Raw genomic sequence first — 17,847 nt, 5'->3', positions numbered from 1 at the left:
CCTTTGATCTTGTTTTTTCAGGATCAAGATCAAAAGATCGCAGCCTTCGGCAGCTCCTACAGGGGAGTATTGGCGACTCAATAAGGGAATGCATTGATGAGCATGATGGAGCTGTTGGGCGCGTGGTCGTGGGGTGCTGGCGGTTGGGCGGCGATCGGGTTGGGCGTCGCGCTGGCTTACATCGTGTTCGGCATCGCCGGTTTCGGCACGGCGCTGGTCGCGGGGCCGATTCTGATTCTGTTCATGCCGTTGTCGAAGATTGTGCCGTTGTTGGTATTGCTGGATTTCGTCGCGGCGTTCGGCAATCTGCTGCCGTCGCGGCGCGATGTAGCCAGGCCCGAATTGCTCAGACTGCTGCCGTGCATGGCGCTCGGTTGCACGCTGGGGGTGGTCTTTCTGCTCAACCTGAAATCCGATCTGTTGCTGTTGTTGATGGGGCTGTTTATCAGCGCCTATGGGATTTACAGCCTGTGGGTCAAAACGCGGCCGGCACAGCTGTCAGCGGCGTGGGCTGTGCCGATGGGCACGGTGGGCGGCTTGTTCGGTGCGCTGTTTGGCAGTGGCGGGTTTCTCTATGCAATCTATTTGAACAGCCGTCTGCCCAAGGAAGCGGCCCGGGCCACGCAAAGCGCGTTGATCAGTTGCAGTACCGTGGTGCGATTGAGCCTGTTCGTTATTGCCGGGGTGTATGCCGAGCTACCCTTGTTGATGCTGGCGCTGTGTCTGTTGCCGGCCATGGCCCTTGGTCTGTGGATTGGTCGGCGGCTGACCATGAAGTTGTCGCGCGAGGCGTTTGTGCGATTGGTGACATGGCTGGTGCTGGCCAGCGGGATTGCCCTGATCGTGCGCTATTTCAGCACTTGACCGGATTTCGTCAGGGATTAAGCTGCCGGCCTTCAGGGCGCCTTCGCGAGCAGGCTCGCTCCCACAGGGGATTGCATTCCAATGTGGGAGCGAGCCTGCTCGCGAAGGCGTCAGACGCCATACCGCAGGACTTGCCATGAACACGCAAAGCATCATCGTCCCGAAAATCTCCACCCTGCCGGTGCACGAGCCCCGGGCGCGGGCGATCGTGCGCTGGCTGGTGCGCAAGAACATCGTCGAAGAACAGCTGACCACTTGCGGTCGCACCGGCAATCGCATGGCGCACGCCATCGCCGATGGCGCCCGCGCCGTGGTTCTGCATCCTGAAGCGCTGCCGTTCGGCGAGCCGGTCAATGGCCTGGAAATTATCACCAAGCGCTGCATCTACACCCCGGCCAAGGGTTTTCTCGAAGAGGCCGGTTGCGCTGAATGTCGGCGTGAAGTGGGGGAGGCGTTGTTCGAAAGTCTTGAAGAGTGGATGCCCGGCCGCACCGACAATTTCACCTGCCCCGAATGCGGACATGAAGATGACATCAACGGCTTTCTGTTTTTGCAGGAATGCGCGTTTTCCAACCTCGGCTTCATTTTCAACAATTGGCTGGAGGCGGGGTTCAAGCAGAGTTTCATCGACGAGTTCGCCGATTGGCTCGATCAACCCGTAAGTTGGGTGAAGGTCGAACTTTAACCCCTGTAGGAGCTGCCGAAGGCTGCGATCTTTTGATCTTGCCTTTGAAAAGCGAAGTCAAAAGATCGCAGCCTTCGGCAGCTCCTACAAAAAGCGGGGTTTTCCATCTATCAATTAGGCTGAGTTTTACATTGAACAGCAGGGGGTGTCTGACTATAATGGCGCGCTTCCATTTTCCCGCTCGGGAGCCCCCGCGATGCTGCGTATCAGCCAAGAAGCTCTGACATTCGACGACATTCTCCTAGTGCCCGGTTATTCCGAGGTGCTTCCCAACGAAGTCAGTCTGAAGACCCGTCTTACCCGTGGCATCGAACTGAATATTCCTCTGGTTTCTGCCGCCATGGACACCGTTACTGAAGCCCGTCTGGCAATCGCCATGGCTCAGGAAGGTGGCATCGGCATTATCCACAAGAACATGACCATCGAGCAGCAAGCTGCCGAAGTGCGCAAGGTCAAGAAGTTCGAAGCCGGTGTGGTCAAGGATCCCATCACCATCGAGGCCGATGCCACGGTGCGTGATCTGTTCGAACTGACCCGTCTGCACAACATTTCCGGCGTTCCGGTGCTGCATGATGGCGACCTGGTCGGCATCGTCACCTCCCGCGACGTACGTTTCGAAAACCGTCTGGAAGCCACTGTCCGCGAAGTGATGACGCCTAAAGAGCGTCTGGTCACGGTCAAGGAAGGCGCCGACAAGAACGACGTCCGCGAACTGCTGCACAAGCACCGCATCGAGCGCGTGCTGATCGTCGACGAAAAATTCGCCCTCAAAGGCATGATGACCGTCAACGACATCGAAAAAGCCAAAGCCTACCCGCTGGCCAGCAAGGACGATCAAGGTCGTCTGCGCGTTGGCGCTGCGGTCGGCACCGGCAAAGACACCGGTGATCGCGTGACTGCACTGGTCAATGCCGGCGTGGACGTGGTGGTGGTCGACACCGCACACGGCCACTCCAAAGGTGTGATCGACCGCGTACGCTGGGTCAAAGAGAATTTCCCTGAAGTGCAGGTGATCGGCGGCAACATCGCCACCGGCGCTGCCGCCAAGGCCTTGGCCGAAGCGGGCGCCGATGCAGTCAAGGTCGGTATCGGCCCGGGCTCGATCTGCACCACTCGTATCGTCGCCGGTGTCGGCGTGCCGCAAATCAGCGCCATCGCCAACGTCGCCGCTGCCCTTGAAGGCACCGGCGTGCCGTTGATCGCCGACGGCGGTATCCGTTTCTCCGGTGACCTGTCCAAGGCCATCGTGGCCGGTGCCTCCTGCGTGATGATGGGCTCGATGTTCGCCGGTACCGAAGAAGCCCCGGGCGAGATCGAACTGTTCCAGGGCCGCTCGTACAAGGCCTATCGCGGCATGGGGTCGCTGGGCGCCATGTCCCAGGCGCAAGGCTCGTCCGACCGGTACTTCCAGGACTCCTCGGCAGGTGCCGAGAAACTGGTTCCGGAAGGCATCGAAGGCCGTGTGCCGTACAAGGGCACCCTGAGCGCGATCATTCACCAGTTGATGGGCGGCCTGCGTTCCTCGATGGGTTACACCGGCAGCGCCAACATCGAAGAGATGCGCACCAAGCCCGAGTTCGTGCGGATCACCGGTGCCGGTATGGCCGAATCCCACGTTCACGACGTGCAGATCACCAAGGAAGCGCCGAACTACCGCGTAGGTTGAGGCTTCCAGCAAAACGTTAAATCACCGGGGCTGTTCATTCAGCCCCGAGTTGTTTCTGATTCACTACATGAGAATGAGTCATGGCCCTCGACATTCACGCTCACCGCATCCTGATCCTCGACTTCGGTTCGCAATACACCCAGCTGATTGCCCGCCGCGTGCGCGAGATCGGCGTGTACTGCGAACTGCACCCGTTCGACATGGACGAAGATGCGATCCGCGAATTCGCCCCTAAAGGCGTCATCCTCGCCGGCGGCCCCGAATCGGTGCACGAAGCCAACAGTCCGCGCTGCCCGCAAGCCGTGTTCGACCTGGGCGTTCCGGTCTTCGGCATCTGCTATGGCATGCAGACCATGGCCGAGCAACTGGGCGGCAAGGTTGAAGGTTCCGAACTGCGTGAGTTCGGCTACGCCCGTGTTGACGTGGTCGGCAAGAGCCGCCTGCTCGACGGTATCGAAGATCACATCGACGCCGACGGCCTGTTCGGCCTCGACGTGTGGATGAGCCACGGCGACAAAGTCACGAAGATGCCGGAAGACTTCCACATCCTCGCCAGCACTCCGAGCTGCCCGATCGCCGGTATGTTCAACGACGACCGCGCTTACTACGGCGTGCAGTTCCACCCGGAAGTGACTCACACCAAGCAGGGCGGGCGCATCCTTTCGCGCTTCGTGCTCGACATCTGCGGCTGTGAAGCCCTGTGGACCCCGTCGAAGATCGCTGAAGACGCCATCGCCAACATCCGCGCCCAGGTCGGCACCGACAACGTCCTGCTGGGCCTGTCCGGCGGCGTTGACTCTTCGGTGGTTGCCGCGCTGCTGCACAAAGCCATCGGCGATCAACTGACCTGCGTTTTCGTCGACAACGGCCTGCTGCGTCTGCACGAAGGCGAGCAAGTGATGGCCATGTTCGCCGAGAACATGGGCGTCAAGGTGATCCGCGCCAACGCTGAAGAGCAGTTCCTCAACAACCTGGCTGGCGAAGCCGACCCGGAGAAGAAGCGCAAGATCATCGGCCGCACTTTCATCGACGTGTTCGATGCCGAATCCTGCAAGCTGGACAACATCAAGTACCTGGCCCAAGGCACCATCTACCCGGACGTGATCGAATCGGCAGGCGCGAAAAGCGGCAAGGCCCACGTGATCAAGTCGCACCACAACGTGGGCGGCCTGCCGGAAGAGATGAACCTGAAACTGGTCGAGCCACTGCGCGAACTGTTCAAGGACGAAGTCCGTCGTCTGGGCCTGGAACTGGGCCTGCCGTACGACATGGTCTACCGTCACCCGTTCCCGGGCCCGGGCCTGGGCGTGCGCATCCTCGGTGAAGTGAAAAAGGAATACGCCGACCTGCTGCGTCGCGCCGACCACATCTTTATCGAAGAACTGCGCAAGGCCGACTGGTACCACAAGGTCAGCCAGGCATTCGTGGTGTTCCAGCCAGTCAAATCGGTCGGCGTGGTCGGCGACGGCCGTCGTTACGCCTGGGTCGTGGCCCTGCGCGCAGTGGAAACCATCGACTTCATGACCGCACGTTGGGCACACCTGCCTTACGAACTGCTGGAAACCGTGTCCGGCCGTATCATCAACGAAATCGAAGGCATCTCGCGCGTTACCTACGACGTATCGAGCAAGCCACCGGCGACGATTGAGTGGGAGTGATCCTGCAACTGCTAAAAAGCCTGTAACTTAGAAAGCCCGCTGTATTGCGGGCTTTCGCTTTTTTGCGTTTCGCCTTCCGTGACAATATTTTATGACAAGCCATGCGAGTGCAGCGCTGTGGATGGCTCGGTGTGTCTTGCCTCTTCTTCGTGTGCTGCCTTGTGAGCAGAAATTGATCAATACGTTTGGGGTACTCGGTCCATGAACCACAAGCTGAATACCTATGGGGTATCCATAGTAGATAGGCCTAAAATCAAAGCCACCAAGAAGCTGGATTTGGGTGGCGACCAAGGTAAGCAGATCGTTTTTTCAGAAACGAAGCTCGTTCTCAGAACTCATCAAAAAACTTTCAAGAAGCTGGCTGACATGTAATGGAATTGATCCAATTTCCATTTGAGCGAGTGATTGAAATAATTACTCCCTCGTTCGGTTAACCGTAGTTCAGTCAGGTGATGGGATTGATTTTTACAGTCTTCCGTTTTCTCTTCTTAACTGAGTGGAAGTGATCCTGCTGCGGATCGATTGAACAAAAAAACCTTGGCCTCAGCCAAGGGTTTTTTCGTTCATGGGCTAGCCGATCGGTCAGGTGGGCAAGCTACTTTGCAGGGGCAGGCCGATCTCTATCAGGCGTTCGGCCTGCGCAGCGATGTCCAGGAACATGAGGTTGATGCGAGGGATCGCTTGAGCCCAGATGTAGAATTCGCCGTTCGATCCGCCATTCACCATTGTTCAAACAGTGCTGGCGCGGTCACAACGGACCAGTACGCGAACCCACATATATTGAAATGGGCTCGCCTGTCAGCGCCGCGCCACATCCGAAAAATAGAACTTGTCCAGCGTATGCCGCGATTCGGTGTATTCGAACTGGCGGCCGTCCTGCAGGAAGGTCTGGTTGCTGACCACGATGACATGGCTCTGGCCGTCGAGGTCCAGATGCTGCTGGTCGTCGTTGCTGCACGGCACCGCTTCGATGGTGCGCTGGGCGTAGGCGATCTGCAGTTGCAGGGTCTGTTCGATGTGAGCGTAGATCGAGTGCTCGGCGATGTCGGCAGACAGGTCGGGAATCACTGCGCTGACGAAGTGGTTGATGTCGAGGATGACGCGTTTGCCGTCGATGCGTCGCACCCGTTTGATCCGCGTGATCGAAGCGCCGGGTTCGGCATTGATGTGTTCGAGCAGCGCACCTTCCAGCGGAACCTGGCACATCTCGACCACTTCGGTGCTGACGTCGTTGCCTAGGCGCGGGTGGGTCTCCTGAAAACTGACGATGCCGCCGAGCTGGAATTCGATCGGATTGGTCGACAGCACGAAGGCGCCTTTGCCGTGGATCTTCTGGGCGAAACCGCGGTCCTGCAACTGGTCGATGGCTTTGCGCACCGTGCCGCGGCTGGCCTGATAGGTGTCCATCAGTTCGGTTTCTGAAGGCAGCCGGGCGCCGCGCTGCAGGCGCTGCGTGGTGATGCTGGCAAGCAAATCGCTGTAGATCCGGTTGTATTTGCTCATGGCTGGGCTCTTTGCCGACGCTGCTCAAAATCCCGAACCTTAAGTGCAGGGCAGGAGTTTGTCCATGCAGAGGACGGAAAACACCCTAAGTCAAAGTAGGAAAAATCCGCGTTTATCTGACGTCCATCCAGATACACAAACTCGTACAGACGAGTTATTGCATTAACTCGTACAGACGAGTATTTTTCCTCTCGGCGTGCTGCCAATAACAACAATCCACGATGGAAGAACAAGCATGAGCCATGACTATCCGAACATTGCCCGTGAGCTGCTGGAAAGCCTTGGGGGCAGCGACAATATTGAGCAGGCCGCGCATTGCGTGACGCGCTTGCGCCTGGCGCTGAACAATCCCGCGCGGGTCAACGTTGCCGCGCTCAATGGGGTCGATCTGGTCAAGGGTTCGTTCTTCACCGGCGGGTTGTATCAGGTGGTGATTGGCCCCGGCGATGTTGAAAAGGTCTACGCCGAATTGCGCCGGCAGACCGGTCTTGCGGCATCGACCATCGCCGACGTTAAACAGAAAAGCGCGGAAAAGATAAACACCATGCAGCGTCTGGTTCGGGTGTTTTCCGATGTGTTCATGCCGATCCTGCCCGCGCTGATCATTGCCGGCCTGTTGATGGGTATCAACAACCTGCTCGGGGCCAAGGGCATGTTCATCGAGGGCCAGACCCTGCTCGATGCCTATCCGAACCTCGACGGCCTGTGGAGCCTGATCAACCTGATGGCCAACACCTCGTTCGTGTTTCTGCCGGCGCTGGTGGGCTGGTCAGCGGCCAAGCGTTTCGGTGGCAGCGAGATCCTCGGCATCGTCCTCGGCCTGATGCTGGTGCATCCGGATCTGCTCAATGCCTGGAATTACGGCAAGGCCGTCGCCGGGCTGGACGGGCAGCAGCTGCCGTACTTCGACATCCTCGGCCTGTTCCAGGTGGAAAAGGTCGGATACCAGGGCCAGATCCTGCCGATCCTGCTGGCAGCCTATGTGATGAGCGTCATCGAGAAATGGTTGCGGGCGCGAGTGCCCAACGCCGTGCAGTTGCTGGTGGTGCCAATCACCACCATCGTGCTGACCGGCGTGCTGGCGCTGGCGATTATCGGCCCGGTGACCCGTCATCTCGGCATCTACATCACCGAAGGTCTGGTGATGCTGTTTGACCTGGCTCCGCTGGTGGGCGGTGCGATTTTCGGTCTGCTGTATGCGCCCCTGGTGATCACCGGAATGCACCACATGTTCCTTGCGGTGGATCTGCAATTGATCTCGAGCCAGGGCGGCACTTTTATCTGGCCGATGATCGTCATGTCCAATCTCGCGCAGGGCAGTGCTGCATTGGCGGTGTTCTGGATGACGCGCAATGCGCGGGACAAGAGCATGGCCTCGACCTCGGCAATTTCCGCCTATTTCGGTATCACCGAGCCGGCGATGTTCGGCGTCAACCTGCGCTACAAGTTTCCGTTTTATGCCGCGCTGACCGGCTCGGCGCTGGGCTGCATGTTTCTCTCGCTGAACAAGATCCAGGCTTCGGCTATCGGTGTCGGCGGCCTGCCCGGTTTCATTTCGATCATGCCGCAGTTCATCCCGATGTTCGTGATCGGGATGCTGATCGCCATGCTTGTTCCGTTTGCCCTGACCTGTGTGCTGAGCATGAAGATTGTCCGGCCGGGTTACCGGGTCGCCTGAAATCAATAAAGGAGTCGTGCCATGCAAGACTGGCAACGTTCGGTGATCTACCAGATCTACCCGAAGAGCTTTCACAGCCATGCCGGCAACGCCACCGGGGATCTGCTCGGCATTGTCGCCAAGCTCGATTACCTGCAATGGCTGGGGGTCGATTATCTGTGGATCACGCCTTTTCTGCGCTCGCCGCAACGCGACAACGGCTACGACATCAGCGACTACTACGCGGTCGATCCGAGCTACGGCAGCATGGCCGACTGTGAACTGCTGATTGCCGAAGCGGGCAAGCGCGGGATCAAGCTGATGCTCGACATCGTGGTCAACCACACTTCGATCGAGCACGCCTGGTTCCAGCAGGCGCGCAGCAGCCTCGACAACCCTTACCGTGACTTCTATATCTGGCGCGACCAGCCGAACAACTGGGAATCCAAGTTCGGCGGATCGGCCTGGGAGTACGAGGCGCAGACTGGCCAGTATTATCTGCACCTGTTCGACCATACTCAGGCTGACCTCAATTGGGACAACCCCAAGGTCAGGGATGAAGTGTTCAAAATGATGCGCTTCTGGCGCGACAAGGGCGTAGGTGGTTTTCGGCTGGACGTGATCAACCTGATCTCCAAACCGGCGGACTTTCCCGAAGACGACAGTGACGGACGGCGTTTCTACACCGACGGGCCGAACGTGCATGCGTACTTGCAAGAGATGCACCGCGAAGTTTTCGAAGGGCATGAGCTGATCAACGTCGGTGAAATGTCATCGACCCGTCTCGAGCACTGTATTCGCTATTCCAGGCCGCAGTCGAAAGAGCTGTCGATGACCTTCAACTTTCATCACCTGAAGGTCGATTACCCGAACCTGCAGAAGTGGGTGCGTGCCGATTTCGATTTCCTCCAGCTCAAGCAGATTCTGTCCGACTGGCAGACCGGCATGCAGGCCGGTGGTGGCTGGAATGCGCTGTTCTGGTGTAACCACGATCAGCCGCGAGTGGTCTCGCGGTTCGGCAATGACGGCGAATACCGCGAGCTGTCGGCGAAGATGCTCGGCACGGCGCTGCACTTCCTGCAGGGCACGCCGTTTGTGTATCAGGGCGAAGAACTGGGCATGACCAATCCGGGTTTCGAGAGTATCGAGCAGTACCGCGATGTCGAGACCCTGAACATCTTTCGGCTCAAGCGCGAAGCGGGCGCGAGCGACCGCGAGAACATGGCGGCGATCATGCAGAAGTCCCGCGACAACGGGCGCACGCCGATGCACTGGCACGCCGGGCACAATGCCGGGTTCAGTCGCGGCGAACCGTGGATCGGCGTCCCGGCCAATGCCGCGCAGATCAACGTCGCGCAGCAGCTCCACGATCCGCAATCGGTACTGCATCACTATCGACGCCTGATCGCCTTGCGCCGCAGCGAAGCGCTGATCTCGGATGGCATTTATCGCCAGTTGCTGCCTGAACATCCGCAAGTCTGGGTTTACCTGCGTGAAGGGGCGGGTGAACGCTTGTTGGTGGTGAGCAATTTCTATGGCACTGCGTGTGACGTCGAGTTACCGCCGGTGATCGACGAAACGCAACAGCAGCGGCTGTTGATCAGCAACTACCCGGACTGTTCGACCCGCACGCGGCACGTGCATTTGCGACCTTACGAATCGTTCGTCCTGCACCTGACCGATCCCTGATCAATCCCTGAAAAACAGCTTTTGAAAAACACGCAGAACGCTGCGCGGGGGATTTGTGCGCGCTGAATTTCTGCAACCCCACAATAAAAACAATGGGTGGCTTATGAAAACAACAATGAATCTCAGCCTGGCAGTCGCAGGTTTTTGCCTGGCAATGCCTACGGCTTCGCATGCACTGGAGTTTGGCGGCTATCTGCGCAGCGGTGTCGGCACCTCGCTCAACAGCAGCGGCCAGTCGTGCTTCCAGTTGCCCGGTGCGCAGACCAAATATCGCCTCGGCAATGAATGCGAGCAGTACGGTGAACTCGAACTGCGTCAGGATCTGTACACCCTCGACGACGGCTCGGTGTTGAGTATCGACGGCATGGCCTCGCTGTATAACCGCTACGACCGCAGCCTGACCTTCAAGGAAGGCAACGGCTCGATTCGCTTGCCGCAGGCCTACGCGCAATGGTCGGCGATGCCCGCGCTCAATGGCGGGTCGCTGTGGGCAGGGCGGCGCTACTACAAACGTAACGACATTCATATTTCCGATTTCTATTACTGGAACCAGAGTGCCACCGGCGGCGGCGTCGAAGACGTGTTGATCGGTGGTCTGAAATACAGCTACGCCTTCTCGCGCAAGGACAACCTCTATCAAAAGGACTACATCAACCGCCACGACTTCAATGTCGGCGGTTTCAACAGCAACCCCGGCGGCGAGCTGGAGTTCGGCCTGAGCTACATCGACAAGCCCGACAGCCGCGATGCCCACCGTGGCTGGGCGATCACCACGCAGCATGTGCAGCAGGATTTCTTCGGCGGCAAGAACAAACTGGCGCTGCAATATGGCGAAGGGCCGGGCACCGGATTGGGTTATACCGGTGACGTCAGGCTCGACGACCGCAACAAAAGCTATCGAATCGTCGAGTTCTTCGACTGGCAGCTGACTCCGCGTTTCGGCGGACAATTTCAGGCTGTTTATCAGAAAGATATTCGCCGAGGCGGTGCCGACCAGAACTGGCTGTCGCTGGGTGTGCGGCCCGCCTACGCGATCAGCGAACAGTTCAAACTGGTCACCGAACTCGGTCACGATCAGGTCGAGGCAGCGGACGGCACGCGCAAACTCAGCAAGTTCACCTTCGCACCAACCTGGTCGCCCAAAGGCCCGGAATTCTGGGCGCGTCCCGAGGTGCGCTTGTATTACACCTATGCCAGTTGGAACCAGGCGGCGAAACGCGCAGCCAATCTGTTGGCCAATGGCTCGGCACTCTCTGATAGCGGCGCTTTTGGTCGCGCACGGCACGGGGCCAATGTCGGGTTGCAGGTCGAATACTGGTGGAAATAAGCGAGGCGGGTGTTACCGCCCTTACAAAAAATACAACCGCAGGTGATGTCATGGACACTCCCCAACAATTGCAGCTGCTGGCACCGTTGTCCGGCGTTCTGATGGCGCTCGACCAAGTACCCGACCCGGTGTTTGCCGGTCGGGTCATCGGCGATGGCGTGTGCATCGACCCGACTTCAGCAACGCTCTGCGCACCGCTGGCCGGTGTGGTCAGCGACGTGCAGGCCAGCGGACACGCCGTCACCGTCACCAGCGACACCGGTGTGCAGGTGCTGATGCATATCGGTCTGGACACGGTGAATCTGGCAGGCACGGGATTCACCCCACGCGTCGAAGCGGGCCAGCGGGTAGAGGCCGGTCAAGCGCTGATCGACTTCGATGCCGATTACATCGCTTTACACGCGCGCAGTCTGCTGACCTTGATGCTGGTGGTCAGTGGCGAGCCGTTCAAATCTCTGGTCGCGGCGACGGGATTGCTTGAGGCCGGCCAACCAGTGCTGGATGTCGTCGTAGGCGCCGCGGCAGGCGAAATAACAGCGACAACGCAAGGCGATGCCGTGTTCTCGCAACCGATCGAGCTGCTCAATCCCAATGGCCTGCACGCGCGGCCGGCGGCGGTCTTTGCCCAGGCAGCCAAGGCGTTTTCGGCAACGATTCATCTGCACAGGCTGCAGGCGCAAGCCAATGCCAAGTCATTAGTGGCGATCATGGCGTTGCAGACGGCCCATGGCGACAGCGTGCAAGTCAGCGCCGAAGGTGAAGATGCCGAAGCCGCCGTCCAGGCACTGACCCGGTTGCTGAGCGAAGGCTGCGGTGAAGCCGTGACAGCGCCCGCGCCGGTCGAAGTTGCCGCAGACATGCCGAACATTCTGCGCGGGGTCTGCGCCTCGCCCGGTTCGGCACTGGGCCGAGTGATGCACATTGTTGAACCTTCGCTCATGGTCAACGAGTTCGGCGCCGCGCCGCCCATCGAGCTTGAGTCGCTGACGCATGCCCTGATCGAAGCCGATATGGCTTTGCAGCATCTGCGCGATACCGCCAGCGGTCAGGCCCGGGCGGAGATCTTCAAGGCACATCAGGAACTGCTCGCTGACCCGAGCCTGCTGGATCAGGCCCGGGCGTTGATCGATGAGGGCAAAAGCGCGGCGTTTGCCTGGAAGACCACCACTGAAGCCACGGCGGCGATGTTTCGCTCGCTGGGCAACGCACTGCTGGCCGAGCGCGCGGCGGATCTGGCTGATGTCGGTCATCGGGTGCTGAAGCTGATTCTGGGGGTGCAGGAACAGGCGCTGGAGCTGCCGGACGACACCATCCTCATCGCCGAGCAGTTGACGCCTTCACAGACGGCCGGGCTCGATACGCGCAAAGTGCTGGGGTTCGCCACGGTCGGCGGCGGTGCCACCAGCCATGTCGCCATCCTCGCGCGGGCCTGTGGTTTACCGGCGATCTGCGGCATGCCGATGCAAATGCTGACGCTGGACAACGGCACTCAAGTGCTGCTCGATGCCGACAAGGGTGAGCTGCAGTTGTACCCGGATGCACAGTCCATCGATCAATTGCGCGCGCGGCATGAGCGACAGCGCCAACGTCATCAGCATGAGCTGGCGCACGCTGCTCAGGCGGCCTGCACCCGTGATGGCCAGCACATCGAGATCACCGCCAACGTGGCGTCGCACAGCGAAACCGCGCAGGCGATGGAACTGGGCGCGAATGGCGTCGGCCTGCTGCGTTCGGAGTTCCTCTACCTGGGCCGCCATCAAGCGCCGAGCCATGACGAACAAGTGTCTACCTATAGCGCTATCGCCCGCAGTGTCGGGCCGGCGCACAATCTGGTGGTGCGCACCCTCGATGTCGGTGGCGACAAGCCGCTGGCCTATGTGCCGATGGACAGCGAGACCAATCCTTTTCTCGGTTTGCGCGGCATTCGCCTGTGCCTGGAGCGACCGCAATTGTTGCGCGAGCAATTGCGCGCCATCCTGGCCTGCAGTGAGCTGACGCGTTTGCACATCATGTTGCCGATGGTCACCAGTCTTGCCGAGCTGCGGCTGGCGCGACAGATCCTCGAACAGGAAACCCGGGGGGTGGGCCTGGCGCACATGCCGAAGCTGGGGATCATGATCGAAGTGCCCGCCGCCGCGCTGATGGCCGACGTACTGGCGCCACACGTGGATTTTTTCTCCATCGGCACCAACGACCTGACCCAATACACGTTGGCCATGGACCGCGATCACCCACGGCTGGCCAGTCAGGCAGACAGCTTTCATCCGTCGGTGCTGCGCCTGATTGCCATGACGGTGCAGGCTGCGCATGCGCACGGCAAATGGGTTGGCGTCTGTGGCGCGATGGCCTCCGAGCGCCTGGCGGTGCCGTTGTTGCTGGGGCTGGGCGTGGACGAGTTGTCGGTGAGCGTGCCTTTGATTCCGGCGATCAAGTCGGCGGTGCGTGAAGTGAGTCTGAGCGATTGTCGGATCATCGCCGAGCAGGTTGCAAACCTCGAAAGCGCCGCTGATGTGCGCGCAACCTTGCAGCGATTTTATGAGGCGAAACTCGATGCCTCGCCGGTCATGGAGAACTGAAAATGCTCGACAAATTGCAGCAGGCCTTCTGGAAAGCGCTGACGCCGGATCTGCTCCCGGAGGAGCTGAAAGCACCCGCTGAGCCAGGTGAACACTTGAGCGCGGAAATCGTCGCGGCGCTCGGCGGTGTGGATAACCTCAAGGCGCAGCAACCGGTAGCGCTGACGCGAGTGCGCGTGGCGTTGCATGATGCGTCGCGCATTGATCGTCAGGCGTTGACTGATGCCGGTGTCGTGGGCGTGATGGCGCTGGAAGGCGACGTGCTGCACCTGATTACCGGGCTGCACGCGCAAGGCTGAACAGGACGTGCGGCCGTAGGTCGCCCTTACTGTTTCTCAACTGCGGGTGTATCGTATTCGCCTTTTTGCGGATCCCTCGGGATCTGTCGCTGATACGTGAGGTAGTTGAGTTCATGTCCTTTACCCGTCGCCAAATCCTCGGTGGCCTGGCCGGTCTTGTTGTCGTTGGCGTGGGCGCCGGAGGCGCGTCGCGTTACTGGCTGGGCAAGATGGCCGACGCCGAGGCCGGCCACGACTATGAACTGATCGCCGCGCCGCTCGACGTCGAGCTGGTGCCGGGGCACAAGATCGAAGCCTGGGCATTCGGATCGTCGGCGCCGGGCACCGAGTTGCGCGTGCGTCAGGGCGAATGGCTGAGGGTGCGCTTCATCAACCATCTGCCGGTGGCGACCACTATTCACTGGCACGGCATTCGTCTGCCACTGGAGATGGACGGCGTGCCCTACGTGTCTCAGTTGCCGGTGCTGCCGGGCGAGTACTTCGATTACAAATTTCGGGTTCCGGACGCCGGCAGTTACTGGTATCACCCGCACGTCAGCAGCAGCGAGGAACTGGGTCGCGGGCTGGTCGGGCCGCTGATCATCGAAGAGCGAGAGCCCACCGGTTTCAAATACGAGAAAACCTTGAGCCTGAAGAACTGGCATGTCGATGAGCAGGGCCAGTTCGTTGAATTCAGCATCCCCCGCGAAGCGGCACGGGGCGGCACGGCAGGGCGCCTGTCGACGATCAATGGCGTGCCGTTGCCGGTGATCGATCTTCCGGCCGGGCAGATCACTCGGGTGCGCTTGCTCAACCTCGACAACACCCTGACCTATCGCATCAACATTCCCGGCGTCGAAGCGAAGATCTACGCGCTGGATGGCAATCCGGTCGAGCCTCGCCCGTTGGGCAAGGAATACTGGCTCGGCCCCGGCATGCGCATTTGCCTGGCGATCAAGGCGCCGGCGGCCGGTGAAGAGTTTTCGCTGCGCAACGGCCCGGTGCGCCTGGGCACCCTGCGTTCGGTGGCCAATACCGACGCGCCGACAGACTGGCCCAAAGCCCTGCCGGCCAACCCGGTGGCCGAGCCAAATCTGGCCAATGCCGAAAAACTCAACTTCAATTTCGAGTGGGTCGGTTCCGTCTCGGTGAATACCGATAACGGCAAGCCGCCGAGCCTGTGGCAGATCAACGGCAAGGCCTGGGACATCACCGACAAGACCTGCGCCGATCGCCCGATCGCCAGCCTGAAGCTTGGCCAGAGCTATATTTTCGAACTGAAGAACATGACCCAGTACCAGCACCCGATTCACCTGCACGGCATGAGTTTCAAGGTGATCGCGTCGAACCGGCACAAGGTCGTTCCGTATTTCACCGACACCTATCTGCTGGGCAAGAACGAGCGCGCGCAAGTGGCGCTGGTGGCGGATAACCCGGGGGTATGGATGTTCCACTGCCATGTCATCGACCACATGGAAACCGGCCTGATGGCCGCAATCGAGGTGAAGTGATGCGCCAGGTTCGCCCGATGGCGATCATCGACCGCAGCCGCGATCGCGACTTCATGCGCGAAGCCCTGACCCTCGCCGCGCAAGGTGCGGCCCTCGGCGAAGTGCCGGTGGGCGCGGTGCTGGTGCAGGATGGCGCGATCATCGGTCGCGGCTTCAACTGCCCGATCAGCACCAGCGACCCGAGTGCCCACGCCGAAATGGTCGCGATCCGCGCCGCCGCGCAGGCTGTGGATAACTATCGCCTGCCGGGCAGTACGCTGTATGTGACGCTGGAACCGTGCAGCATGTGCGCCGGGCTGATCGTGCATTCGCGCATTGCGCGGGTGGTTTATGGCGCGCTGGAGCCCAAGGCCGGGATTGTGCAGAGTCAGGGGCAGTTTTTCACCCAGGGCTTTTTGAACCACCGGGTGCTGTATGAAGGCGGGGTACTGGCTGAAGAATGTGGCGCGGTGTTGACCGAGTTTTTCCGGGCACGGCGCACCAAATCCGCTGAATAAACACGGATTCAATGTGGGAGTGAGCTTGCTCGCGAAGGCGTCGGTACATTCAAAATGAATGGTGCCTGGTTCACCGCTTTCGCGAGCAATCTCGCTCCCACAGGGGATCTCCGTTATTCCGGAGATCGGGTTATTTCTTGGCGACAATCACCGCCCGCATCGGCGCCGGCAGCCCTTCGATGGTTTTGCTGTGATCCTCGGGATCAAGGAAATCGCTCAACGACTGATACTTCATCCACTCCGTCCCGCGCTGTTCCTCGACGGTCGTGGTGCTGACATCAACGCAACGGATATCTGTAAACCCGGCTCGCCGCAGCCACAACTCCAGCGCCGGCACCGAGGGCAGGAACCACACGTTGCGCATCTGTGCGTAGCGATCTTCCGGCACCAGCACCTGATGCTTGTCACCCTCGACCACCAGCGTTTCCAGCACCAGTTCGCCGCCCTTGACCAGGCAATCCTTCAGCGCCAGCAAATGCTCGATCGGCGAGCGGCGGTGGTAGAACACGCCCATGGAAAACACCGTATCGAAACCTTCCAGATTGGGCGGCAAGTCTTCAAACGGGAACGGCAGGTGCCAGGCATTCGGCTCGGACAAGTAACGCTGCACGGCCTGGAACTGGCAGAAGAACAGCCAGTTCGGGTCTACCCCGATCACGCTGTCGGCACCGGCGCCGAGCATGCGCCACATGTAGTAACCGTTGCCGCAACCGACATCGAGAATGCGTTTGCCTTTCAGATCCAGATGCGGGGCGACGCGCGACCACTTCCAGTCCGAGCGCCACTCGGTATCGACATGCACGCCAAACAGATCGAACGGCCCTTTGCGCCACGGCGACAGGCCCATCAGCGCGGTGCGCATCTGCGCACGAGTTTCATCGTCGCAATCGGTGTCGAGTTTCAGGCCGTTGAGCAAGTCGACTTCCTTTGGCTGAATCTTCGGCAAGGCGTCCAGCGCACTCTGCCAGCGCTCAAGATCGCCGTGACCTTTTTCCATTTTCCTGTCGAGTTGCGCTTGCAGGGTGTTGGCCCAGTCGGCCAGCGGTGTACCGGCCAGACGGCGGGCGAGGGGGGACAGATCAATCATGGCAAGGCAATCAACGAGGCAAAGTTAAGACACTGGAACCACGGCACGACTTTCGAGAACCCGGCGGCGAGCAGGCGTTCGCGGTGTTCTTCGAGGCTGTCGGGCTTCATGACGTTTTCGATGGCGCTGCGCTTCTGGGCGATTTCCAGTTCGCTGTAGCCGTTGGCGCGTTTGAAGGCCACGTGCAGATCGGTGAGCAAAGCGTGTTCTTCGGCGTCGTTGAAGCGCAGTTTCTCCGAGAGAATCAGTGCGCCGCCGGGCAACAGCGATTGGCGAATACGCGAGAGCAACGCGGTACGCTGATCGGGGGCGATGAATTGCAGGGTGAAGTTCAGCGCCACCACCGAGGCAGGCTGAAAGTCGAGGGCGAGGATGTCGCCTTCGATCACCTCGACCGGCAACAACTCCTGAAACATCGAATCCTGACCGTTAAGGTATTCACGGCAGCGCTCAACCATCGCCGCCGAGTTATCCACAGCAATCACTCGGCACCCGTCGGTGCGCACATGCCGGCGCAAGGCTTGAGTAACTGCCCCCAGCGATGAGCCGAGGTCATAGAGCACGCTGTCTGGCTGAGCAAATTGCGCCGCGAGCACGCCGAGGTTTTCGACGATGGTCGGATAACCCGGCACCGAGCGCTTGATCATGTCCGGGAACACCCGCACCACGTCTTCGTTGAAAGCGAAGTCAGGCACCTGGGCCAAGGGCTGGGCGAATAGGCGGTCGGGTTCTCTGCTCACGGCGGCGTCCGGCGGTATCGGTGGAAAGGGCCGGCATTTTAGCCAAAGTGGCGCGGGGATGCTTGGGTTGTCTGATAAAGCACCGGCGGGCGTGTTGTGCCTCGTTGTC

Annotated in this window: 14 protein-coding genes; 11 read left to right on the top strand and 3 right to left on the bottom strand. The window is 60.0% G+C overall.

Annotated elements, in window-relative coordinates:
- Nucleotides 1-96: 96 nt before the first annotated feature.
- From VNV36_RS10065 to guaA, 4 genes are all read left to right on the top strand, one after another.
- Entirely contained in the window at nt 97-864 is a 768-nt protein-coding gene (locus VNV36_RS10065; RefSeq protein WP_325717636.1) for a sulfite exporter TauE/SafE family protein, read from the top strand.
- 136 nt (nt 865-1,000) lie between these two features.
- Nucleotides 1,001-1,549, top strand: coding sequence for a sugar ABC transporter ATPase (locus VNV36_RS10060; RefSeq protein WP_325717635.1), 549 nt, complete (start codon nt 1,001-1,003; stop codon nt 1,547-1,549).
- Nucleotides 1,550-1,745: 196 nt separating this feature from the next.
- The gene (gene guaB, locus VNV36_RS10055; RefSeq protein WP_325717634.1) at nt 1,746-3,215 is read left to right on the top strand and encodes an IMP dehydrogenase; all 1,470 of its coding nucleotides are present in this window, start codon (nt 1,746-1,748) and stop codon (nt 3,213-3,215) included.
- A gap of 80 nt (nt 3,216-3,295) precedes the next feature.
- A complete protein-coding gene (guaA, locus tag VNV36_RS10050) occupies nt 3,296-4,873 on the top strand; it encodes a glutamine-hydrolyzing GMP synthase (RefSeq protein WP_016773344.1) in 1,578 nt (525 codons plus the stop codon).
- Between the two features lie 798 nt (nt 4,874-5,671).
- Here guaA and treR read toward each other — a convergent pair.
- A complete protein-coding gene (treR, locus tag VNV36_RS10040) occupies nt 5,672-6,376 on the bottom strand; it encodes a trehalose operon repressor (protein WP_325717632.1) in 705 nt (234 codons plus the stop codon).
- 235 nt (nt 6,377-6,611) lie between these two features.
- On the opposite strand from treR, the gene treP reads away from it, so the two are divergent.
- From treP to tadA, 7 genes are all read left to right on the top strand, one after another.
- Nucleotides 6,612-8,054: a PTS system trehalose-specific EIIBC component gene (gene treP, locus VNV36_RS10035; RefSeq protein ID WP_325717631.1), complete on the top strand. Its 1,443-nt coding sequence runs from the start codon at nt 6,612-6,614 to the stop codon at nt 8,052-8,054.
- 21 nt (nt 8,055-8,075) lie between these two features.
- Entirely contained in the window at nt 8,076-9,722 is a 1,647-nt protein-coding gene (gene treC, locus VNV36_RS10030; RefSeq protein WP_325717630.1) for an alpha,alpha-phosphotrehalase, read from the top strand.
- 103 nt (nt 9,723-9,825) lie between these two features.
- Nucleotides 9,826-11,049, top strand: coding sequence for a maltoporin (locus VNV36_RS10025; protein ID WP_325717629.1), 1,224 nt, complete (start codon nt 9,826-9,828; stop codon nt 11,047-11,049).
- Between the two features lie 50 nt (nt 11,050-11,099).
- The gene (gene ptsP / locus VNV36_RS10020) at nt 11,100-13,625 is read left to right on the top strand and encodes a phosphoenolpyruvate--protein phosphotransferase (RefSeq protein WP_325717628.1); all 2,526 of its coding nucleotides are present in this window, start codon (nt 11,100-11,102) and stop codon (nt 13,623-13,625) included.
- 2 nt (nt 13,626-13,627) lie between these two features.
- The gene (locus tag VNV36_RS10015; protein ID WP_325717627.1) at nt 13,628-13,924 is read left to right on the top strand and encodes a PTS sugar transporter subunit IIB; all 297 of its coding nucleotides are present in this window, start codon (nt 13,628-13,630) and stop codon (nt 13,922-13,924) included.
- Between the two features lie 113 nt (nt 13,925-14,037).
- Nucleotides 14,038-15,414: a multicopper oxidase family protein gene (locus VNV36_RS10010; RefSeq protein ID WP_325717626.1), complete on the top strand. Its 1,377-nt coding sequence runs from the start codon at nt 14,038-14,040 to the stop codon at nt 15,412-15,414.
- Complete coding sequence (gene tadA, locus VNV36_RS10005; protein WP_325717625.1) at nt 15,414-15,911, top strand: tRNA adenosine(34) deaminase TadA; 498 nt, start codon at nt 15,414-15,416, stop codon at nt 15,909-15,911. Before VNV36_RS10010 ends, tadA begins: the two co-directional genes overlap by 1 nt.
- Before the next feature lie 130 nt (nt 15,912-16,041).
- On the opposite strand, the gene cmoB is transcribed toward tadA, so the two are convergent.
- Entirely contained in the window at nt 16,042-16,998 is a 957-nt protein-coding gene (gene cmoB / locus VNV36_RS10000; protein WP_325717624.1) for a tRNA 5-methoxyuridine(34)/uridine 5-oxyacetic acid(34) synthase CmoB, read from the bottom strand.
- Nucleotides 16,995-17,738 (bottom strand): carboxy-S-adenosyl-L-methionine synthase CmoA, encoded by a 744-nt coding sequence (gene cmoA / locus VNV36_RS09995; protein WP_325717623.1) that lies wholly within the window; start codon nt 17,736-17,738, stop codon nt 16,995-16,997. The genes cmoB and cmoA overlap by 4 nt, the downstream gene beginning before the upstream one ends.
- Nucleotides 17,739-17,847 lie beyond the last annotated feature (109 nt).

Origin of the sequence: Pseudomonas sp., from assembly GCF_035554175.1 — a bacterium.
GTDB lineage: Bacteria > Pseudomonadota > Gammaproteobacteria > Pseudomonadales > Pseudomonadaceae > Aquipseudomonas.
The sequence above is the reverse complement of the archived record's forward strand: the minus strand, read 5'-3'. Positions and strand labels throughout refer to the sequence as shown.